The following is a 20,130-nucleotide window of genomic DNA, read 5'->3' as shown; positions in this document are numbered from 1 at the left end:
TATAGGTGTAAAAAAAGGCGCCTTTTTTTTAAGCGCCTTTTTTTAGCTATGTATTCATTTCATAATAAAAACGGAAAATATTAAGAAGTTTTGGCTTTTCTTCTAGGTTTTCTTCTGCGACTATTTTTTTTTGCAGCAGCAGGAATGTCCTTTTTAGCCTTTTTTTCTTCTGATTCAAATGAAGCTAAAATTGAAGCTTCATATGCGCTGCATTCAAATGTGGCTGCAATAGCTTTTTGGCGTAATGCTTTATTTTGCCATAATGCTTTTCTTCTTTCCTGGCGATTGTTTTCACCTTCAGATGATTCAGATGCAACTTTTTCAAGTTCTTCTTGTACTATTTTTTTCATTTCTTTATGTGCTAATGTTGCAACATGATCAGCAATTTGAGCTCCTACAGCTTTGCGTGCATCAGCTAATGTTTTTTGTGTATTTTCCAATGCTTCGATTTCGCGTGATACTAAAAGAAGATCATGCATTTTGCCTTCAAATTCTTTGGTATCTTTCCACAATTTATCTTGAACCAGTGGGCTTAAATATTCCACTGCTTTTGCATGAATGGTGTTTTCTAGTTCAGTTTTACTTGCAGTAAGTTTTTGTTGTTGTTCGATTAATGCTAGTTTTTCTTCATTATCTAATGTTATTTTTTCGCCATGTAATTTTTCAGAAATTTCTTTTAGTTGTTTGATTGTTGCATTATAATCTTTAACTTCTTGTGGCTCATAAGTTCCAAAAATTCCCCAGCTTGTATCCGGAACATATTGTGCCGCTTGGGCAACCATTGGTAACAGTTTTGAACGTTTGTTTCCGGTCATTAATTCGTATCCAAATGCATATTGTAGAGCTTTTTCAGGCCTTACGTTGAATTCGTTCGTGAATGCATCTATCGTAGCCTGCACATAATAAGCTACAGTAGGATCTAAGTTGAGTTCTTTTATTAGAGCATTGCGTTTTGTTGTTAGCTGATTGATTTGAGTTTTTGTAGATACCTCTTGTTTTGCAGTGGCAGTATCATGCAAAGTGCGCAAGACAGCTAAATTAGAGCGAAGTTTTTGTTGTAGTTCTTTGTGTAGTCCGACTGCTTTTTCTAGACGAGTTTTATTTGTTTTAGGATTGTCAAGAAGTTTGGTAATTGTAGTATCATTTGTATGTAAAATATTTCTGATAGCAGCTAAGCTTTGAGGTTTAGGAGCCTTATGTCGCATAGCTTCTCTACGTGTAGCTCTTCTTGGTTGATAACTGACTTCTTTTTCTTCACCATCTTTTGTAGGGCCTTCTTTGGTAGTTTTTTCCCATATATATACATGGTTAGGATTTATTTGTTGTGCATCTGATTTTTCAATTGATATAAAGCCTTTAATGAGGGCTTCTTTAGCGTCTCTTAATTCTTGAGAAGGTGTAACTTCTGGTTGAGAATCAGTTTCTTCAGCTACCCATTTTGTGCCATCTTTTTTCCATAGGTAGGATCCATCGATTTTGTGATTTGCATGTTTGAGGAGTGCAGTATCATTATATGCTTTTTCTACTGATTTTGCATTTATATAGTAAACGTCAGCAAGCGGCATATCTCCTTCAATAGTTTTTAATTCAAGTAATTGAGCGAGTGGTATGTTGTTATCTTTAGCTTCTTTACTAAAGTATTTTAAATCTTCCAAGCAATCGCATTTTGCATATCGAGCTGATTGAGAATAGATTTTTTTTGTTTGTTTAATTTGATCTAATGCATCTTGAGTAGGGACTAAGCAACGATCGCCTTTTTGCCACATTTTCACATCAGTGCCAGCCGAAGCAGTTTTTATAATGCATGGCGTTGATGCCAGCAATGTGAGCGATAATAGTACGCGTGTAGATTTCATGAAGTGTACTCCTTTTAATAAAAAAGTAGGATTAATAATATCTTAATTACATTTCTTCATACTTTTTGTTTCAATCAAAATGCGCTTCTGTGCTATCTTATACAACACCAAACTGAAAAACACAAGCTGTTAGTTCATCCTATCCTATATAAGAGCATTGGATCAATAAAGTAAGGTAGAATTGTCAAAAAGGGCTTAAAATGAAATAAAAAAACAGTTACGATACAATGCAATTTAGTTCGCATGAGCAACAAGATCCGCAGGAAGCTGAACATGTGTGAGATCTGTTTTTATGTTTTTTCTTTTTACGATGTTTGAGCGGTTTTTCTTTTTTTTGTGGAGTTTTTTCTTTTTGAAGTTCGCCTAAGCTTTGACGCATAATTTCTACGGAGCTTGCTAAGGTTTCTCTTTTTATTTCATCGATGCTTTCTTGCAAAAGATGTTGGCTACTCATTACCGATGCTTGCCCAAGACGGGCTGTTAAACTGCCGTTTGCTTGTAAAGAAAGGGATGATTTGCTTTTTTCCGGATTAGTTTTTGTTTGGGGCAAAAGAGGTTCTTTTGTTTCTTTTTTGTCCATGGAATATATGGAACCGGTGAAAACAAGAAAAGATAAACATATATATTTCATATAGTTACTCCTTATGAGTTATGCAATATGAAACATATATGTTTTTGTTATAATTTTGCAATTATTGTTGTTTTTTCCAGTTGGATAAAAAGTCAGTAAGCGGTTTCATGGAATCTTTTGATAGACTTGAAATGATTACGTGTGGATAGTAATTTTTTAATAAGGGTAACCGTTCATCAAGATCTTCGACTTTATCTTTTTTGTTAAATACATAGAGCATTTCTTTATGAACATTGAGTTCATCTAAGATTTCATGAACAATTTTGATATCCTCTTGCCAGTTTTCATCAGAAAGATCTACAACGTGTAAGAGCAGATCAGCATATTGCAGTTCAGCTAGTGTAGATTTGAATGCTTCAATCAGTAAATGAGGAAGTCGCTGAATAAAACCAACGGTGTCTGAAATAAGACCGATTCTTTGTGATTCAATCCATAATTCACGTGTCGTGGTGTCTAAGGTTGCAAATAGTTTGTCTTCTGCCAAAACATCAGATTTTGCTAATGCATTCAGGATGGTTGATTTTCCTGCATTGGTGTAACCAATTAAAGCGATTTGCAGTTGGCCTGAACTTAATCTTCGTTTACGTTGTTCAATGCGTGTGCGTTGAATGCGTGCCAACTCTTTTCTTAATGTATAGATGCTATTTCTTATATAACGAAGTTCATTTTCTTTTGCGGTTTCACCCGGACCGCGTGATCCACTGGCTGAACTTGATTGCTTTGATTGCTGACTCATGGAGACGCCTTTGCCGGTCAGTCGTGATTTTTGAAATTGTAGCTTTGCAATTTCAACCTGCTTTTTCCCCTCAGCAGAATGTGCAGCTTTTTCAAAAATTTCCAAAATTAAGCCGGTGCGATCGATGACTTTACAGTCAAAGACTCCTTCTAAATTGCGTTGCTGTTGGGCTGTGACAGCATCAGAAATGATAACTTCTTCAATGTTGTGCTCTTCAGCATGCTTTCTTAAATCTTCGAGTTTACCACGAGTAATGAAGTATGCTGAGTCGATTGTGCGTATTTTGACATACTGTTCAGTGTCATAATGTGCACGGCTTGATTTTACTAAATTTTTAAATTCATCAAAATATGCATTAATGTTAGGGGTACGATTATAAGGAGCGTGGACACCTATAATCATTGTTTTTGGGAATTCTTTAGTGAGATAGAAAGGTTTTTTAGCCATAATTGTTTTTTTACCTATGCGCCTTATTTGACGTTTTAATTGGCTTCTTTTTATGATATAATCTAATTTTATCAATTATTAGTGTATAGTGCAAAAAATAAAGGCAGTTCATGTTTGATTTTCTATCTAAGCGGTTTGCTTCCATATTCGAGAAATTTGATAAAAACAGTAAACTTTCAGAAAATAATATTAAAGATACTCTTTCAGTTATCACAGATGCTTTACTTGAGGCTGATGTCCCACATAATTTAGTCCAGTCGTTTGTCAATGATGTGCAAAAAGAGGTGATTGGGCAAAAGGTAACCAAATCACTCAAACCGGGTGATCAGTTTATAAAGATAATTCATGATCGTTTAAAGCATTTTTTGGGTGATGCTGATGCCAAAGATTTTGCATTTAATGCATCGGCGATTATTTTGGTTATGGGCCTGCAAGGCTCAGGCAAAACCACTTCAATTGCAAAAATGGCACATTTGATTAAACAAGATAAAAAACATAAAAAAATTCTTTTAGCTTCAGTTGATTTTTATCGTCCTGCAGCAATTGATCAACTTGAACAATTAGCACAAAAAGCCCATACTTCTTTTTATCGTTCACCTGAAACTGATCCGGTAAAAGCGGCACAAGACATTCTAAGGCATTATACATCAGAACGTTTTGATTATCTGTTTTTGGATACTGCAGGCCGTTTGCATGTTGATAATGATATGTTGCATGAATTGCGTGAAGTTAAACAGTGTGTTGAACCAACCTATAATTTTTTAGTGCTTGATGCAATGACAGGACAAGAGTCTCTTAATGTCGCACAGGCTTTCGATCAAGCTGTTGGGTTTGATTATGCAATGTTGTCAAAGATGGATAGCGATACGCGTGGTGGTGCTGCGTTTTCATTTCGTTATGCTCTGAAAAAGCCGATACATTTTGTAGGTGTTGGTGAAAAATTAGAAGATATTGAACTGTTTAGACCCGATCGTATGGCAGGACGTATTTTGGATATGGGCGATGTGGTTACTTTGGCTGAAAAGGCGGAAAAAAAGATTGCAAAAGAAGATCAAGATTCATTGTATAATGCTATGATGAAAGGTCAGTTTACCCTAGATGATTTTGCAAAACAGATGGAAATGATGAGTAAGTTAGGTTCGATGGGTTCTTTAATGAAATATATGCCTGGTATGGGGAATATGCAAATTTCTGCTCAACAGCTGGAACAGGGTGAAAAAGAGCTGAAATTATTCAAAGCTATTATGAAATCTATGACCAAAAAAGAGCGTATAGCACCTAAAATACTCAATAGTTCAAGAAAAGACCGAATAGCCAAGGGTGCAGGAGTTGCCGTTTCAGATATAAATCTTTTACTTTCGCGCTTTGAACAAAGTCAACAATATGTTAAACTGTTAAGCAAGTTAGGTCGCGGACAGCGATTTTTTTAAATAATCTAAGCAAAATATGTTATTTTTATACAAGGATGTATATGCCAGTTAAAATTCGTTTATCCCGTGTTGGGAAAAAACATGCCCCTTTTTATCGTGTAGTTTCTGTTGATGGACGTAAAAAACGTGATGGTGCTTTTTTAGATGATTTAGGTACATATGATGCCCTTAAAAGTACTCTAGTTCGTTTTGATCAAGAAGGTTATGAGCGTCGTATTGCTCAGGGTGCTGTTCCAACTGATTCAGTGAAAAAGATTTATAACCAGTTTAAAGCTGATGCTGCAAAGCCGACCGTAAAAGTAGTAAAAAAAGCTGCTCCTAAAAAAGCAGTAAAAAAAGAAGCAGCTGTCAAAGAAGAAACACCGGAAATCAAAGAGTAAGCAAAAAGTATAAAATATCATGTTAAAAGACACTGTTACTTATCTGGTTAAACAATTGGTTGCTCATCCTGAAAAAGTTCAAATTCAAGAAGTAGATGCTGAGCAGGGAAGAGCATTAAAAATTATTGTAGACCATGAAGATATTGGAAAAGTAATTGGCAAAGATGGCCAATCAATTAAATCAATTCGTTCATTAGTTGCATTATTCAAAGCGGAAAACGAGCCGTTTCTTGATGTAGTAATTGATAGCTGAAACTGATGAATATTTCAATAGCTTCAGTATTCCCTGAATTATATCAGTCGTTTTTGTCAACCAGTTTGATTAAGCGTGCACAAGAAAAAAAGATTATAGATGTTCATCTAGAGTCTTTTTTTTCATTTGTTGAACCAAAAAAGCGTATTGATGCACCAACCTTTGGTCCGGGACCGGGGATGCTCATTAAGCCTGATGTGGTAGAAAAAGCAATTGATTCAGCGCACGCACGATTTGGTCCATCATACAACATATTTTTTTCACCGCAAGGTAAAATGCTTGATCAACCAATGCTCAAAAAATTGGCCGGCATTTTTCAAGAAAAAAAACATATTATGTTGTTGCCTGCTCGTTATGAAGGAATGGATGCTCGTGTTGAACAAATGTATGCTGATGAGACTATTTCCATTGGAAATTATGTATTGATGGGTGGTGATATCCCGGCTATGGTTTTATTGGAAGGTTTATTGCGTTATATACCGGGAGTTGTGTCAAAAGAATTTTCTGTAGAACAAGACTCGTTTACCGGTGCATTTGTTGATTATCCGGCATTTACTGAGCCTGTCGAATGGAATGGTATGTGTGTGCCCGATGTCGTGCGTTCAGGAAATCATCAAGCAATTGAGGATTGGCGTAAAGAGCAAGCGGTTAAACTATCGATAAAAAAACATTTTACTTGGGTACAAAACCAGGTACAAACGATTGAAGATAAAAAAGAAGTTGAACGACATTTACCGTCACATTATGTAATGTTGTGCCATTCAAATGTTCTTATTGGTGAGGACAAGCAACCGGGAACCACTTCGGTGACGTCTTTAGATATTCATGATATTGCTCGCTCATGTAAAACATATGGCATTAAGAAATATTGGTTGCTAACGCCACTTGCTGATCAACAAAGAATTGTGAAACGCTTTTTGGGCTTTTGGGGCTCAGATGTGGGCAGTAATTATAACGCACAACGAAAAAAAGCGATTGCACATGTTGATTTGTCAGATTCGGTTGAAAAAGTGATTGATCAGATCGAGCAAAAAGAGGGCAAAAAACCGCTATTAGTAGCGACTTCTGCACGTCTTGTGAACCAGGGAAAAGCGATTACATTCTTCGATCAAGAAAAAGTGTGGCAACATGATCGGCCTGTTTTGCTGATATTTGGTACTGGTAAAGGACTCACAGATGAGTTTGTAGGGCGTTGTGATTATTTATTGACTCCTGTTGAAGGTTTTTCTTCATATAATCACCTTTCGGTCCGTTCTGCTGCAGCTATAGTATTAGATCGCTGGTTGGGTATACATAATAAAAATGTATAAATTCAGCTGGAAAAAAGGCCATTTTTAGAGTATAGTAAAAAGATAAAGCTTTATATTAGGATTTTTACCATTTTTAAGGGATTTTCATGAAAGCGAATCAACTTACCAAAGAAACAATTAATTCATTGGGTATATATGATCGCGATTTTCCAGCTTTTGAAGTTGGAGACGCAATTGCAGTTTCTCTACGTATTAAAGAGGGCACAAAGGAACGTTTACAGATATTTGAAGGTGATGTTATTGCTATAAATAAAAACGGTGCATCTTCATCATTTACCGTAAGAAAAATCGGTGCAAACTCTGTTGCTGTTGAGCGTATATTTCCATTTTATTCTCCACTTATTGATTCAATTAAGTTTATAAGATATGGTAAATGTTGTCGTGCAAAACTGTACTACATGCGTGATCGTATTGGTAAAGCTGCACGAGTTGAAGAAAAAGTTATGACACGTGAGCAACGTGAGCAAAAAGCAGCATCTCGAAAACAATTGTTAGAAGCTCGTAAAGCTGCTATGTCTATGCCAAAAGTAACTGAAGAAGTTGTTGAAAAAAAGGAATCTGAGTAATTCTTAAATAAGAGCGAGTAGTTTATGGTTGTGCCATTTTTATCATTGGTGCTTCTGCTCAGTTGTCTTTCAGGCTGTTCAAAGCAGGTTGAACAAGACGAACAATCTCATGCAGAGGTTATGTATCATGGGCAAGAAGCAAAAAGAAGTCAATTGTATCAAGCAACAACAGTTCAGCATCAAAAAGAAATTGATGTCGATGCGGTTGAGTTTGATGAAATAAATTTTGATTATGTATGGACAGTTGATATTCCAATTCCGGTTGATGCTACAGAGAAAAAAAACTATTGTCAGGCAAAAGCTGATGTATATACAGTCGGGTATTCAACATCGCAACATCAAGATGAATTGATCGCTTTTTATAAACAACAGATGGAACTTCTTGGATGGCATTGTTGGTGGAATACAGAAAGTATTGAAGGGCTTATGTTATTTGAAAAACCACACAAGCAATGTGCTATTTCAATTAGACCAAGCAATTCACGAAAAAAATCTGATATTGTCGTAATGCAAAAAACGGTAGCATCGGTTGCATAAAGAAATTAAGGGAGCTGAAAAGCTCCCTTTTGTATTTTCATTGATTAGTTATTATTGATCGGTTTAACTGTGATTGGTCTAACTGTTTGCTTGTATTGTATTGTTGTCTTTTCAATTGGTGCTGCTTGATTATAACGTGGATATCTTGTTTCATTCAGTACTCTTTCTGTTCGTCTGCCGGCTCCTTCTGCTGCACCTGAAACAACGCCTAATAGTCCACTAGCAGCTTGTAGCGGTGCTTCAACGATTCCTTCACCAATTTGTTCACCTGTGTCATATGCATTTGCTGACAAGCTTATGCATGTAAAGCTTAAGCATAATGTTAAGCAAAGTCTTATTAATTTTGTATTCATATGTATTCCTTTGTTTTAAATATTGATTTTAATTTAATATCTTCTACCTGAATGTGAATTGATCGATCTGCGTCCGTTGTTTCTTCTATTAACGTTTCGTGCATAGCCGCTTTTTTTATGCGGTGGTTGTGCATAGTAGGTGCCATTTGCATAGGCACCGTTTTCGTATCCATTTGGGCTTTCATCATAATATTCTTCTGGGTAGTATTCATTTTCATATCGACGACGTCTTTTTGCATCTTTTGATGCCCCAATTGCTGTTCCTAAAACACCGCCGGCTAATGCACCATAGCCTGCGCCACGTCCACCACCGGCTAAACCGCCGATTAATGCACCGGTACCTGCACCACCAAATAGACCTCTCATTGTGCTACTGCGTGCTTCTAGGGGGATAGCTATACATGATATGCATACTATCAGTAATAATCGCTTCATTACTACTTCCTTTTTTCTTATTTTTTATCTTTAACATATAACTACTTTTAAATATACAAATATAAATTATTTAATTGCAATGGTTAAACGGTTTAAGTTGTAATAATTGTGGATATAGGGTTTTTTATATGTTTTTTTTAAATAGAAATAATAAAAAAATGTTTATAATTTATAGATAAAATAGGAATTAAGGAAGTTTTATGCATAAGAAATTATTGTGCTTAGTTTTGTTGATGGATGTATATAATGTATGGTCAGCTGATCCTGATGTATATTCGAGTGGTAGCAGTTCTGAATTTTCTAGTGGGTGGGGGACACAAGAAGAACAGTGAGGCATGATCAAGTTCGAAGTTTTGGACAGGGAGGGTCAGGAACTTTTTTTAGAGGGGATGGGCGTGGTTTTCAAATTAGGACAACTGCTTTCCGGAATGAAAAACGAGATGGAAGAATGTAAAAAAAGAATACGTGAAAAGGTTAGATGAAGAAAGAACAAAGTTAAAGGAAGAAATGAGAGAGGAGAAAAGAGAGAAGTTACAGGAGGAAATGAAAGAACAAGAAGTAGAAGAAGATGAATAAAAAATTAATTAAAAGTCATGATACAGGTATGACTGAAAGAGCATTAAAGGATTTGAAGTGATATCAAGATGAAATGACTGTAGGAAAGTAGGTCAATTTTCCTGCACCGAGAAGAAGCAGTAAATCATCTTGTTCTAATTGACCGTTAAGTGCATGTTGTAATTGATTAAATTGATCATCATATGGAACATAAGATATAGTAAGTCTTGGATTCATGCGTTGTAAGGCTTGCACAAATTCCTTACTGCTGACTCCATTGATCGGTGTTTCACTAGCGGCATAAATGTCAGTAATAATAAGACGGTCTATGCTGTTGTCTGAAAATACGTTTAAGAAGTCATTCCATAAATGATGGGTGCGTGAGTAGCGATGTGGTTGAAAAATAACGGTTAGTTTATTTTTGGTGCGTTTTCGTGCAACTTTAAGCGTGTGATATACTTCTTTTGGGTGATGAGCATAGTCATCAAAGATCTCTGCTCCTTGATAAGTACCGCGAAACCAAAATCTACGCTCAATGCCTTTAAAATTGAGCATTGCTTTTTGAATTGCATTAAATGGAACGCCAATATCATTACAGATGGCTATTGCACCTAAACAGTTCAGGATATTATGTTCTCCTGGCATATGTAAGGTAATCGGACCAAGAGGTTCATTATCTTGTGTAACAGTAAATGTTGAGTGATTATCATGCAATGTAATATTTTTAGCTGATACTGATGCTTGCTCACTTAAGCCATATTTAATCAGTTTAATATGGGGAAGTGGCAAAATTGATTGTATGTTTGGATCGTCAATGCAGACAAATGCTTTGCCATAAAATGGTAGATTATTTAAAAAGCGTATATAAGTTTCTTTTACGTCTTGCAAATGAGCATATGTTTCAAGATGCTCTAGGTCAATATTGGTAACTAATGCCAATGTTGCTTGTAAATGTAAAAAAGATCGATCGCTTTCATCAGCTTCTGCGACTAAAAAATCGCCATTACCTATGCGCGCATTACTGCTCATATTGATTAAATGACCGCCAATAATAACGGTGGGATCAAATTGAGATTCAATAAGAATATGCGACACCAGAGAGGTTGTGGTTGTTTTGCCGTGTGAACCTGCTATTGCTATGCTATATTTTGTACGCATCAACTCTGCGAGCATCAGTGCGCGACTTATTGTGGGAATGTCCCTTTTTTGTGCTGCGATAATTTCAGGATTCTGAACTGAAATTGCAGAGGAATATACCAAAATATCAATTGAATCATCGTTGCATTTTTGCGTATTGTTTCCTTTATAAATAGAGCAACCAATATTTTTGAGTGATTCAATATTTTTTCTGTGTGTATCTGTATCACATCCGGAAATTGTATATCCTTGATGGCGTAAAATATGGGCGATGCCACTCATGCCAATGCCGCCGATGCCAATAAAATGAATATGAGCTTTTTTTGTGTACATTAAAAATCTAAACAGATAAAAAGTTAGAGATATTCTTTAAGTTTTAATAGTTTTTTACGAAATGATAGCAGTTGTTTTTTGTTTATATGCATGCTGTCACATGGATCCATAGTGGTTTTTTTTGATGCGAAAACTTTGGTTGGTCCGCCTTCTAATGCTTTTTTTGCACCGGCAATGGTGAATTTTTTTGTATATAAAAGCTCTTTAATTTTTTTGAATGTTGTGACATCATTTGTAGTATAATAGCGTTGGCCACCAACTGAACGGCTACTTTTTATATTAAATTCTTTTTCCCAAAAACGGATAACAAATTTTTCTAAACCTAATTCTTCTGCTAATGTTCCAATGCGAAATTGTCTTTTTTGCATTCTCATGTGATAAAAACCTTTTTTTTAAATATATTGAGCTTCATTTGTTATACCGTAACTTGAAGCATAAGTAAAATATATTTCTAGATTAGACTAAAATCGTGGCTTAATCTATGACTGCTTGCTAGTCAATCTACTATTTGTTTGGTAATCTGTTAAGGTTATTTTTGTTATTTTATAAAGGATATGTATGAATATAAAAGAGATGATTGTTCTTGTTGGTTTTGCGTTGCTTACTACCTGGGGAATTGATTACTTTATAATGAGTCGATTTCGTGATACTGAAATTGATCAAGCTAGGTCAGGTCAAACATTTAATGCTCCCGATAAGGCTCGTGTAGTAAAACCATTAATGCGCGAAATTGATTTTGTTGACACAAAACGAGTAGCTCGTGAAGTCATTACTGAAGTTGAAACTGAGTGGGCAGATTTAACTTTTTCATCAGAGGGTGCGGCGTTAGAGCGTTTAGAGTTTAAACGTAAACAGCATGGCGCTGCCGATGATATTATTACAATTTTTCCGGTAATTGAGCGTGAACAAAAAGCGCTGCTTGTTGCATTGGATGAAAAGACACCATACTATTTTACGTTAACTGACAAGCAAGATGGCCCGGAAGCAGTTCAATTGACTTATGAAGGCAGTTTTGGTGATGGTATATTGCGTAAACGTTTTAATATTTTAAAAAAATTACACAAAATCGATGTGACTATTGAAATTGAACCGACTAACGCAGATCGTGCAATCAGTGCACGTATTTTTTATCCTTCACCGGTAATGCCTGATGTAGCACGTGATCAGATAGCGGCAGTTGTTACTAATGTAAAAGGTGCGCTTGATAAGATTCAATATGATAAATTGAACTTGAAAGAAGGTTGGTGGTCTCCGGCTATTTTTGGTGCAGAGAATCGATATTTTGTGCATGCATTAATAGAAGATGACAGTAATTTTGTTGAACGTGCTTATTTTACTACAACGCCGGATAAAAAAATCATTTCGATTCTTGAAGGGCCTGAAGTAACTGCAAAAACAAGCTGGACTGTTTCGTTTTATTTTGGACCAAAAGATACACAAGCAATGGGGCCGGTCGATGAACGTCTGGAGCAAACATTAGACTATTCAGGGCTTTTAGCGCCACTTTCTAAATTGCTTTTAAAATTGTTAAACATGATAAATGAATATGTGAAAAATTATGGTTTAGCTATTATTATTTTGACCGTGTTGATGCGTTTATTTATGTTGCCATTTACATTGCGTGGTGAGCGCAATATGAGAAAAAGTGGTGATGTGCAAAAGAAAATGCAATATCTACAACAAAAATATAAAAATGATCCTGAGCGTTTACGTATTGAACAAGCTGAATTGATTAAAAAATATGGTATGCCACAGTTGACAGGTTGTTTACCGTTATTAATCCAGTTTCCTATGTTTATAGCGTTGAATCGTGTTCTATCAAATTCAATTGAACTGTACCAAGCGCCATTTATTGGTTGGATTACAGATTTATCGGTGCCTGATCCTTATTATATTTTGCCGGCATTAATTGGTATCTCTATGTTTGTTAATGCATTGACTATGGATCCAAAGCAACGATCTATGATGATGGTCGCATCATTGGTTATTGGTGTATTTTCAATGAATTTCGCATCAGGATTATTAATTTATATTTCCGTCAGCACATTGTTGGGAATTTTGCAATCTACTTTACAGAAAAAAATGAAGGTTGCATAAATGTTAAATTCGGTTCCAACATTAGCACAATTGATAAAAACGTTGCAGCAGGTTCCTTATCTTGCTACAAAAAATATTTATCGATTGGCCACCTATTTTTTGCAACTTGAGCCACAGAAGCTTGAGCATTTGTGTGCAGTGTTATTAAAAGCAAAAGAAAACGTTAAGCAGTGCCAAATTTGCTTTGTATGGAAAGAGAAGGATGTTGACTGTGTCTTCTGTACATCAGAAAAAAAAGATCGTTCATTGGTGTGTGTGGTTGAAACTTGGCAAGAACTTCTTGCGATTGAAAAAACGGGTGGATACAATGGTGTGTATCATATTCTAGGGGGTGTTATTTGTCCGCTGGAAGGTGTTGGTCCGGAACAGTTGAATATTCAAGCACTTGTTGATCGCGTGCAAAAATATGGTGTTAAAGAGATTATTCTAGCAACCAATCAGACACCTGAAGGGGAAGCAACGGCATCTTTTCTTGCACATAAGTTAAAAGCCACATCGGTAACTATTTCATGTTTAGCACGAGGTATTCCTGTGGGTTCATCATTAGAATTTATGGATAGACTTACCGTTTATAAAGCGCTTTCAGAACGTCGACCATTTTAATTGAGGATACTATGTCATATCAAATGTACGCATTACGCAGAAAAGATTTTATTGCTGATATCAAAGAAGCTCATCCTGCAAAAGATGGTGTAGTTGTTTTATTTGCAGGATTTGAAGGTGAAGAACGTCGCTTTACACAAGAAAGTTCGTTTTATTATCTTACCGGTTTGAATGAACCGTCGCTTGTATTAGTTATGGATCTGCAAGGAAAAACTACTTTATATATTCCAAATTGTATGGAAGAGCGTTCAAAGTGGGTGGTAGCACCGCTTGAGATGACAGCTGAATATGCAAAAAAAATCGGTGTCGATGAAGTTAAGCTATTAGGTAGTAGTTGTAACGGTTATCAAATGCATCCATTTTTTCCTCAATCGGAATATGAGCAATTATTAAAAGATGTAGATGCTCAATTGAAAAATAGTAATACTATGTTTACTTTTGCCCCTGAAACACAGCATGGGTATGTTGAACAGAGACTTGTTTTACAACGTTTGCAATCATTTGGATTTAAACCTGAGGTTATAGATGTTTCGCCAATAGTTGCACGGTTACGTCGTTCAAAAGATATGCATGAAATGGAATTGATGTATAAAGCGGTTGATATTACTTGTTTGGCACAGGATGCCGCTGCAAAAGCAATAAGTAATGACATGACTGAAGCTGAAGTACAAGCAAGCTTGGAATATATTATTATCGGTTCGCAAGCAGAGCCTTCATTTCCGAGTATTGTAGGCAGTGGTAAAAATGCAGCAATTTTACACTATACCGAAAATAACGGCATCATGAAAAATGGTGATTTGGTGGTAGTGGATATTGGTGCTCGCTATAAACAGTATTGTGCTGACATAACAAGAACGTATCCGGTTTCAGGGAAATTCACTGATCGTCAAAAAGAGATCTATACCATTGTGCTCGAAACGCAAGAATATATTGCTGAACGTGCAAAGCCGGGTGTCTGGTTATCAAATGCTGATAAACCGGCAGAGTCATTGAATCATTTGGCTAAAGCTTTTATCAAAGAAAAAGGGTATGAGCAATACTTTCCTCATGGTATTGGGCATTTTCTTGGATTGGATGTACATGATGTTGGCGATTATAAAGAGCCGCTCAAAGAGGGTGATGTTATCACTATTGAGCCGGGTATTTATATTAAAGATGAAAATATTGGGATTCGCATTGAAGATGATTATTGGATCATCAAAGATGGTGCAATCTGCTTGAGTGAAGGTTTGCCTAAATCAATCAAAGAGATTGAACAGATGGTTCAAGAGAAATTTAGTGAGTAACAAGTTAAAAAAAGATCTGAGTTGCTTTAACACAACTCAGATCTTTTTTTTGTGTATTTTTTAGTGTGTATTCCATATATAGTAGAGTCCGTATGCAGAAGCACTGCAGCATAATAAACCCATTGCTGCATGTGAATACATGAGTCTGTTGTATCGCTTTTTTTCCTGTTCAGGTCTATCAGTTATCGGAGTTGAAGATTTGATTGCATGTTTATAGGCGCTGCCTAGATGATTAAGACCATAAAGCATACCTACTGTACAAACTGAATAACCAACGCCTTGCGTTGCGTAATCTTTTATTTCTTGAATCGCCGATTGTTTTTTTAAGTTTTGTTGGATCATGCTGTTCATTTGTGACATCTGTTCTGGGGTGAAGAGATTGTTAGCTGTTTGAGTAAAGCCTGGAATTAAAAATAATAAAAACAATAGCTGTTTTTTCATGAGATAACCTCTTATTTTAGCAAAATGGACATTCAACTTCTTACTTTTTAGGGTAATCTAAAGAGGGTAAAAGGTCAAAAGCCCTATAGTTTATTTATTGTATATCATGTTTAAAAGTAACGTGATGCCCAGGGTGGTGGAAACACCTATGCTTAGCGAAATTCCTAGGATTATAGGCCATGAACTGCTGAGTAAAAAGCCGGTAATCAAAAATGCTAAACAAGCGCCTATAAATGGAGGAAGATTATATAGGTATTGGGTTTTGATATGGTCAAGTGGTTTGCATCCGGCTCCTGTTGCAGCCATAATACCAGATGCAGCAATAGGTGAGGTGTGATCGCCAAAGGTTGCACCGGATAAAATTGAACCGATAGTTAAAATAATGAAATTTACTATCACTATATCGGTATTGGCGTTGACAACAAGGCTATATGCCATAGAAATACCTATAGGTAAAAGTAATGCAATCGTTCCCCAAGCAGAGCCGATGAGTAATCCTGTAATTGCACTGACTAAAAAAAATATAAGAGGAATATAGGTTATGTGCATGGTGTGCAAGAGAGATGAGGCGAGATATTGGCCTGTTTGTAAATCAATGCGGAGCATAGAGCCGAATGCAGAAGCTAAGACAACCAGTAATACTGCCGGCCACATAAGCATGAAACCCTCCCATAAAATTAATGGAGCTTCTTGTATGTTGAGTTGTTTTTTACTAAAAGATATAGCTAGGCTTACTAAAAGAGTTATGATGCTTGCAATGCCTAATACAAGGAATGCGTCTTGATTGTTTTGAAATGAACCGATAAAAGTTTGATTGCCACCAAAAAGGTAAAAATTGCCGGTATATAACATGCCAAAAAATACAGTGCCCAAGAGGGTGGCTAATGGTATGAGTAGATCGGAAATATGCGCATTTTTAGTTTGAGTGTCTTCAATTGTGTTGTTTTGGTTTTTATTTATAGTTTTCGTTTGCTGTTCGGCTGTTTTCATCGGTCCGTATGAAATGGATTGGTGAACAATAAATAATGCGGTAATGACCGAAAAAATAGCATAATATATGCAAGGTATACTGCGTAAATAAATATAGAATGGGTCGATTGCAATTTTTACATTCTCTTGTGCATCACTTGATATACCAGCTTGTTCAATTTGGCTAGTGATAAAGGCTGCCCAAGTTGAAATCGGAATTAATATAACCAATGGGCCGGCAAACGTATGTATGAGATAGGCAAGTTTTGTGCGTGCTATGCCAAAGCTGTCGATCAATGGTTGCATGATATGTCCGGTTGTTAAACAGTTTAAGTAATCATCAAGTGCTAATATGAGTGAAATAAGAAAAGAAGCATGCTCTGTCTGTTTTGCATTATGGATTTTTTTCTTTAATGAGGCCGCAAGTGCGTTGGTTGCACCGGTATGATTAATGACTGCAATGAGCATACCGATACAGAGCAAAAAGGTATAGACATAGAGGTTGTCTGAATCAGATACTTGGTCAAAAAGGTGTTTGAAAATTAATATTGCTGTTTTGATAGGTGCAAACTCGGTTGCAATGAGGGCTCCGGTTGCCAAGCCTATCATGATCGATTGAGGCAGTTTGCGAGTTGTAATAGCGCTGATAAGGACTAATATGGGAGGGAGTAAGGAGAGAACGTTAGGTTGCATAGAGGTAAGATCCTAAAGGTTAAAAATTATAGAATAAAAAAGTCATAAAAACGTCTCAAGTATAGCAAAATCAGATAATTAGTACATATTTAACATGTATAACTGCTTTAGGTGTATAGGGAAAGTATCTCATAATGTACTTTAATTTCATGCTGAAATTTGACCATTTGGTTATTTTGCACTACGATATATTACAAGATGCTCCGTTCTTAAAAAATTCGTTTTTAATTGTGTTATTACTGAAATTTTGAAGGTTCCTCAATGGATATGAATAAAGCTTTCTATCAAAGAAAAGAAGATCGCGATCCTAAATGGCATGTTGTTGATGCAGAAGGTAAAGTACTTGGGCGTTTAGCGACTCATATTGCAGATGTATTGCGTGGTAAAAACAGACCAGAATTCGCACCTCACACAGATGCAGGCGACTATGTTGTGGTTATTAATGCTGAAAAAGTAAAATTGACCGGAAAAAAATGGGAAGATAAAATATACGATCGCTACACCGGATATATTGGTGGATACAGAACACGTACAGCAAAAGAAGTTCGTGCACGAAACCCTGAGGATATTATTTTATTAGCGGTTAAACGTATGTTGCCAAAAAATAATCTGAATCGTGAGATTTACAAAAAATTAAAAGTGTATGCAGGAACAAAACATCCGCATACAGCACAGGTAGCTTAAGCTGTCATAAGTTAACAAAAAAAAGAGGCGCATTTTTAAAATGCGCCTCTTTTTTTTGCTTTAATGTTTCTTTTTACTTGCCTAGGCCAAGAAGATTAAAGAGGCCTATGTCTCGTGCAGTTAAATAAATGACGAGGGCCATGACAAAAAGCCAGCTGCCAATGTGGATATATTCCCGTAATTTTGGAAGCTGTTTGCCAATGATTGTTTCAATGATTACAAAGAAAATTTGACCACCGTCCAGAATTGGTAATGGAATCAAATTCAAGATTGCCAAGTTTATACTGATAACAGCTAAAAAGAGCAAGAAAATTTTAAATCCCTTTTGAGCACCTTTAATAGTTTCGGAGATAACCATGAGTGGTCCACCAACACCGGAAATATCTTTTTTAGTAAACATATTCTTAAATGCATAGATCACTGTGAAAAGATAGATGTTAGTTGCACGGAATCCTTGAGCTATTGATTCAAAAAAACCGAACTGTTTTACTTTAGAGATTTCAAAATATACCCCTAACGTGCCAATTTTTTTTGCTTGTCCATGCTCAATGATGTCAGTTGCGTCGAGTGGCACATCAACAGTGCGTTCAAGGTCGTCACGTTTGATGAGTAGTGATACTATTTGGTCAGGATGGGAATGTAATATCTCTTTGAGCTTATCAGTTTGTCCGTTGGTTTGCGTGTTGTTTATCGCCAAAATTGTGTCGCCAACTTTCAGTCCGGCTTTATCAGCGGCAGAATTTTTGCGAATGACATGAATTTCTGGCTTGTCTTCGGCTACACCTAGAGGATATAAAAGGTCGCTCTTTGGAGCTCCTAACATGAACACGAGTGAAAAGGCAAAGTAAGCAAATAAAATGTTAAACATGATGCCACCAAATAAAATAAGCATTTTTTGCCAAAATGGTTTTATGGCAAATGAATCTTCACCCGTATTGTCGGCCTCTTTCTGTTCTCCTTGGCCAACTTCAGCCATGCCGGATACTTCAACATAACCACCTAATGGAATTGCAGATAGTGAAAATACGGTGGTTCCTATTTTTTTAGAAATGAGTTGAGGGCCAAATCCTATAGAAAATGATGGTGTGCGAACATTAAATAGTTTGGCAAAAAGAAAATGTCCAAATTCATGTATACCAATGAGGAGGCCAATGCCTAATATTCCCATGGCGCCAAACATGAGGTGTGAGGGCACTAAAAGTAGCATTTTAAATAGATTCATATGAGATCTCCTTGAAAAATATTTTTTTTAGGTTAATAATAGAAAATATGCTTATAAAAGGTAGCACTAATTAAATAACTCGTCCAACAAAATGATGCGTTGCGCGATTAGGTGAAAAATATCCCAAAAAGTGAATTATTTATCAGAAAATAGGCTAATGGGGTCCAAATGGACTCTTATAGTAATTATTTCTTGAAAAAATTCATAAAAAGGGTAAAATACTAATAAGTCTATATAGGTTGGTCTTGTATAATGAGACCGAAATTGCTAATAACATCTTTATTTATTAATAGGACATTACACTATGCCAACGATAAATCAGCTTTGTCGTTTTGGAAGAAAACGTACGAAATCAAAGTCAAAAAGCCCTGCGTTGAAAAATGCGCCACAGGTTCGTGGTGTGTGTACGCGTGTTTTTACGGTTACACCAAAAAAGCCTAACTCGGCTTTGAGAAAGGTAGCTCGTGTTAAACTATCAACGGGTATTGAAGTAACCGCTTACATTCCGGGTGAAGGACATAACTTGCAAGAGCACTCTGTTGTGTTAATTCGAGGCGGAAAAGTAAAAGATTTGCCAGGTGTAAAATACCATATTGTTCGTGGAGCACTTGATGCAACTGGTGTAGAAAACAGAAAACAGTCGCGTTCATTATATGGTACAAAACGACCAAAATAAGAATAAGGAATTGATATATGCCTAGGCGTAAAGGAAAAGGTTTTAAACGGGATATTGGGGTAGATCCTCGATTTCAATCTGAACTAATTCAAAAATTTATTAATGTGATTATGAAATGTGGGAAAAAAAGTGTTGCTCGCTCAGTTGTGTATGGAGCAATGGATGAACTTATTAAAAAGAGCAAGGGCGATCAAGAGAAGGCGCTTGAATTCTTTAATAAAGCATTTCATCAGCTTATTCCTGCAGTACAAGTTCGTCCAAGACGCGTGGGTGGAAGTGTGTATCAAATTCCAACGCAAGTTTCTCCTGATCGTGGACGTGCGTTAGCATTAAACTGGCTTATTCAATCAGCAGCTAGCCGTTCAGATAAAACCATGAGTTTGCGTATAGCACATGAATTGATGGATGCTCATGAAGGTCGTGGTGGGGCTGTAAAGAAAAAAACAGATGTTCACAGAATGGCCGAAGCTAATCGTGCCTTTTCACATTATGCATGGTAG

At 36.2% G+C, this 20,130-nt stretch carries 23 protein-coding genes; 13 read left to right on the top strand and 10 right to left on the bottom strand.

Annotated elements, in window-relative coordinates; genetic code table 11:
- Positions 1-80: 80 nt before the first annotated feature.
- From WD055_04915 to hflX, 3 genes are all read right to left on the bottom strand, one after another.
- Complete coding sequence (locus WD055_04915) at positions 81-1,856, bottom strand: hypothetical protein (GenBank protein ID MEX0849545.1); 1,776 nt, start codon at positions 1,854-1,856, stop codon at positions 81-83.
- 217 nt (positions 1,857-2,073) lie between these two features.
- Complete coding sequence (locus WD055_04910) at positions 2,074-2,487, bottom strand: hypothetical protein (GenBank protein ID MEX0849544.1); 414 nt, start codon at positions 2,485-2,487, stop codon at positions 2,074-2,076.
- Positions 2,488-2,548: 61 nt separating this feature from the next.
- A complete protein-coding gene (hflX, locus tag WD055_04905; protein MEX0849543.1) occupies positions 2,549-3,670 on the bottom strand; it encodes a GTPase HflX in 1,122 nt (373 codons plus the stop codon).
- A gap of 110 nt (positions 3,671-3,780) precedes the next feature.
- Here hflX and ffh point away from each other — a divergent pair, with 110 nt between their 5' ends.
- From ffh to WD055_04875, 6 genes are all read left to right on the top strand, one after another.
- Complete coding sequence (gene ffh / locus WD055_04900) at positions 3,781-5,100, top strand: signal recognition particle protein (GenBank protein MEX0849542.1); 1,320 nt, start codon at positions 3,781-3,783, stop codon at positions 5,098-5,100.
- 41 nt (positions 5,101-5,141) lie between these two features.
- Positions 5,142-5,480, top strand: a complete 339-nt coding sequence (rpsP, locus tag WD055_04895) for a 30S ribosomal protein S16 (protein MEX0849541.1) — start codon at positions 5,142-5,144, stop codon at positions 5,478-5,480.
- A gap of 19 nt (positions 5,481-5,499) precedes the next feature.
- Positions 5,500-5,733, top strand: a complete 234-nt coding sequence (locus WD055_04890) for a KH domain-containing protein (protein ID MEX0849540.1) — start codon at positions 5,500-5,502, stop codon at positions 5,731-5,733.
- 5 nt (positions 5,734-5,738) lie between these two features.
- Positions 5,739-7,043 carry a tRNA (guanosine(37)-N1)-methyltransferase TrmD gene (gene trmD, locus WD055_04885; protein MEX0849539.1) on the top strand — a complete coding sequence of 435 codons (1,305 nt, stop codon included), beginning with the start codon at positions 5,739-5,741 and terminating at the stop codon, positions 7,041-7,043.
- 86 nt (positions 7,044-7,129) lie between these two features.
- Entirely contained in the window at positions 7,130-7,609 is a 480-nt protein-coding gene (rplS, locus tag WD055_04880; GenBank protein ID MEX0849538.1) for a 50S ribosomal protein L19, read from the top strand.
- 24 nt (positions 7,610-7,633) lie between these two features.
- Complete coding sequence (locus WD055_04875; protein ID MEX0849537.1) at positions 7,634-8,146, top strand: hypothetical protein; 513 nt, start codon at positions 7,634-7,636, stop codon at positions 8,144-8,146.
- A 44-nt stretch (positions 8,147-8,190) separates the two neighbouring features.
- On the opposite strand, the gene WD055_04870 is transcribed toward WD055_04875, so the two are convergent.
- Together WD055_04870 and WD055_04865 are read right to left on the bottom strand one after the other, a co-directional pair.
- Positions 8,191-8,499, bottom strand: a complete 309-nt coding sequence (locus tag WD055_04870; protein MEX0849536.1) for a hypothetical protein — start codon at positions 8,497-8,499, stop codon at positions 8,191-8,193.
- Between the two features lie 33 nt (positions 8,500-8,532).
- Positions 8,533-8,934 carry a hypothetical protein gene (locus WD055_04865; protein MEX0849535.1) on the bottom strand — a complete coding sequence of 134 codons (402 nt, stop codon included), beginning with the start codon at positions 8,932-8,934 and terminating at the stop codon, positions 8,533-8,535.
- Positions 8,935-9,134: 200 nt separating this feature from the next.
- Here WD055_04865 and WD055_04860 point away from each other — a divergent pair, with 200 nt between their 5' ends.
- A complete protein-coding gene (locus WD055_04860) occupies positions 9,135-9,266 on the top strand; it encodes a hypothetical protein (protein ID MEX0849534.1) in 132 nt (43 codons plus the stop codon).
- Between the two features lie 307 nt (positions 9,267-9,573).
- On the opposite strand, the gene murC is transcribed toward WD055_04860, so the two are convergent.
- Both murC and WD055_04850 read right to left on the bottom strand, forming a co-directional pair.
- Positions 9,574-10,959 carry a UDP-N-acetylmuramate--L-alanine ligase gene (gene murC, locus WD055_04855; protein ID MEX0849533.1) on the bottom strand — a complete coding sequence of 462 codons (1,386 nt, stop codon included), beginning with the start codon at positions 10,957-10,959 and terminating at the stop codon, positions 9,574-9,576.
- Between the two features lie 23 nt (positions 10,960-10,982).
- Positions 10,983-11,333, bottom strand: a complete 351-nt coding sequence (locus WD055_04850) for a MerR family transcriptional regulator (protein ID MEX0849532.1) — start codon at positions 11,331-11,333, stop codon at positions 10,983-10,985.
- Positions 11,334-11,517: 184 nt separating this feature from the next.
- On the opposite strand from WD055_04850, the gene yidC reads away from it, so the two are divergent.
- Genes yidC through WD055_04835 form a run of 3 tightly spaced genes read left to right on the top strand, consistent with a single transcriptional unit; the run spans position 11,518 to position 14,945 of the window.
- On the top strand, positions 11,518-13,056 hold the full coding sequence (gene yidC, locus WD055_04845; GenBank protein MEX0849531.1) for a membrane protein insertase YidC: 1,539 nt from the start codon (positions 11,518-11,520) through the stop codon (positions 13,054-13,056).
- A complete protein-coding gene (gene recR, locus WD055_04840; protein MEX0849530.1) occupies positions 13,057-13,659 on the top strand; it encodes a recombination mediator RecR in 603 nt (200 codons plus the stop codon).
- A gap of 11 nt (positions 13,660-13,670) precedes the next feature.
- On the top strand, positions 13,671-14,945 hold the full coding sequence (locus WD055_04835) for an aminopeptidase P family protein (protein ID MEX0849529.1): 1,275 nt from the start codon (positions 13,671-13,673) through the stop codon (positions 14,943-14,945).
- Between the two features lie 60 nt (positions 14,946-15,005).
- Here WD055_04835 and WD055_04830 read toward each other — a convergent pair whose 3' ends face one another.
- Both WD055_04830 and WD055_04825 read right to left on the bottom strand, forming a co-directional pair.
- Positions 15,006-15,386 carry a hypothetical protein gene (locus tag WD055_04830; GenBank protein ID MEX0849528.1) on the bottom strand — a complete coding sequence of 127 codons (381 nt, stop codon included), beginning with the start codon at positions 15,384-15,386 and terminating at the stop codon, positions 15,006-15,008.
- 90 nt (positions 15,387-15,476) lie between these two features.
- On the bottom strand, positions 15,477-17,048 hold the full coding sequence (locus tag WD055_04825; protein ID MEX0849527.1) for a Na+/H+ antiporter NhaC family protein: 1,572 nt from the start codon (positions 17,046-17,048) through the stop codon (positions 15,477-15,479).
- 267 nt (positions 17,049-17,315) lie between these two features.
- Here WD055_04825 and rplM point away from each other — a divergent pair, with 267 nt between their 5' ends.
- Positions 17,316-17,732 (top strand): 50S ribosomal protein L13, encoded by a 417-nt coding sequence (gene rplM, locus WD055_04820; GenBank protein ID MEX0849526.1) that lies wholly within the window; start codon positions 17,316-17,318, stop codon positions 17,730-17,732.
- A 73-nt stretch (positions 17,733-17,805) separates the two neighbouring features.
- Here rplM and WD055_04815 read toward each other — a convergent pair whose 3' ends face one another.
- Entirely contained in the window at positions 17,806-18,954 is a 1,149-nt protein-coding gene (locus WD055_04815; GenBank protein ID MEX0849525.1) for a M50 family metallopeptidase, read from the bottom strand.
- Positions 18,955-19,258: 304 nt separating this feature from the next.
- Here WD055_04815 and rpsL point away from each other — a divergent pair, with 304 nt between their 5' ends.
- A complete protein-coding gene (gene rpsL, locus WD055_04810) occupies positions 19,259-19,630 on the top strand; it encodes a 30S ribosomal protein S12 (GenBank protein MEX0849524.1) in 372 nt (123 codons plus the stop codon).
- Between the two features lie 17 nt (positions 19,631-19,647).
- The gene (gene rpsG / locus WD055_04805; GenBank protein MEX0849523.1) at positions 19,648-20,130 is read left to right on the top strand and encodes a 30S ribosomal protein S7; all 483 of its coding nucleotides are present in this window, start codon (positions 19,648-19,650) and stop codon (positions 20,128-20,130) included.

The sequence above is a fragment of the Candidatus Dependentiae bacterium genome, from assembly GCA_040878395.1.
Taxonomy (GTDB): Bacteria; Babelota; Babeliae; order Babelales; family Vermiphilaceae; genus JAKBEL01.
The sequence above is the reverse complement of the archived record's forward strand: the minus strand, read 5'-3'. Positions and strand labels throughout refer to the sequence as shown.

Excerpts from the sequence above, each read along its gene's own strand:
- rpsG (MEX0849523.1), top strand. The coding sequence starts at position 19,648 with ATGCCTAGGCGTAAAGGAAAAGGTTTTAAACGGGATATTGGGGTAGAT.
- WD055_04865 (MEX0849535.1), bottom strand. The coding sequence starts at position 8,934 with ATGAAGCGATTATTACTGATAGTATGCATATCATGTATAGCTATCCCC.
- yidC (MEX0849531.1), top strand. The coding sequence starts at position 11,518 with ATGAATATAAAAGAGATGATTGTTCTTGTTGGTTTTGCGTTGCTTACT.
- hflX (MEX0849543.1), bottom strand. The coding sequence starts at position 3,670 with ATGGCTAAAAAACCTTTCTATCTCACTAAAGAATTCCCAAAAACAATG.
- WD055_04830 (MEX0849528.1), bottom strand. The coding sequence starts at position 15,386 with ATGAAAAAACAGCTATTGTTTTTATTATTTTTAATTCCAGGCTTTACT.
- WD055_04875 (MEX0849537.1), top strand. The coding sequence starts at position 7,634 with ATGGTTGTGCCATTTTTATCATTGGTGCTTCTGCTCAGTTGTCTTTCA.
- rplS (MEX0849538.1), top strand. The coding sequence starts at position 7,130 with ATGAAAGCGAATCAACTTACCAAAGAAACAATTAATTCATTGGGTATA.
- ffh (MEX0849542.1), top strand. The coding sequence starts at position 3,781 with ATGTTTGATTTTCTATCTAAGCGGTTTGCTTCCATATTCGAGAAATTT.
- rpsP (MEX0849541.1), top strand. The coding sequence starts at position 5,142 with ATGCCAGTTAAAATTCGTTTATCCCGTGTTGGGAAAAAACATGCCCCT.
- WD055_04825 (MEX0849527.1), bottom strand. The coding sequence starts at position 17,048 with ATGCAACCTAACGTTCTCTCCTTACTCCCTCCCATATTAGTCCTTATC.
- murC (MEX0849533.1), bottom strand. The coding sequence starts at position 10,959 with ATGTACACAAAAAAAGCTCATATTCATTTTATTGGCATCGGCGGCATT.
- recR (MEX0849530.1), top strand. The coding sequence starts at position 13,057 with ATGTTAAATTCGGTTCCAACATTAGCACAATTGATAAAAACGTTGCAG.
- WD055_04915 (MEX0849545.1), bottom strand. The coding sequence starts at position 1,856 with ATGAAATCTACACGCGTACTATTATCGCTCACATTGCTGGCATCAACG.
- WD055_04870 (MEX0849536.1), bottom strand. The coding sequence starts at position 8,499 with ATGAATACAAAATTAATAAGACTTTGCTTAACATTATGCTTAAGCTTT.
- rpsL (MEX0849524.1), top strand. The coding sequence starts at position 19,259 with ATGCCAACGATAAATCAGCTTTGTCGTTTTGGAAGAAAACGTACGAAA.
- rplM (MEX0849526.1), top strand. The coding sequence starts at position 17,316 with ATGAATAAAGCTTTCTATCAAAGAAAAGAAGATCGCGATCCTAAATGG.
- WD055_04815 (MEX0849525.1), bottom strand. The coding sequence starts at position 18,954 with ATGAATCTATTTAAAATGCTACTTTTAGTGCCCTCACACCTCATGTTT.
- trmD (MEX0849539.1), top strand. The coding sequence starts at position 5,739 with ATGAATATTTCAATAGCTTCAGTATTCCCTGAATTATATCAGTCGTTT.
- WD055_04850 (MEX0849532.1), bottom strand. The coding sequence starts at position 11,333 with ATGAGAATGCAAAAAAGACAATTTCGCATTGGAACATTAGCAGAAGAA.
- WD055_04890 (MEX0849540.1), top strand. The coding sequence starts at position 5,500 with ATGTTAAAAGACACTGTTACTTATCTGGTTAAACAATTGGTTGCTCAT.
- WD055_04910 (MEX0849544.1), bottom strand. The coding sequence starts at position 2,487 with ATGAAATATATATGTTTATCTTTTCTTGTTTTCACCGGTTCCATATAT.
- WD055_04835 (MEX0849529.1), top strand. The coding sequence starts at position 13,671 with ATGTCATATCAAATGTACGCATTACGCAGAAAAGATTTTATTGCTGAT.
- WD055_04860 (MEX0849534.1), top strand. The coding sequence starts at position 9,135 with ATGCATAAGAAATTATTGTGCTTAGTTTTGTTGATGGATGTATATAAT.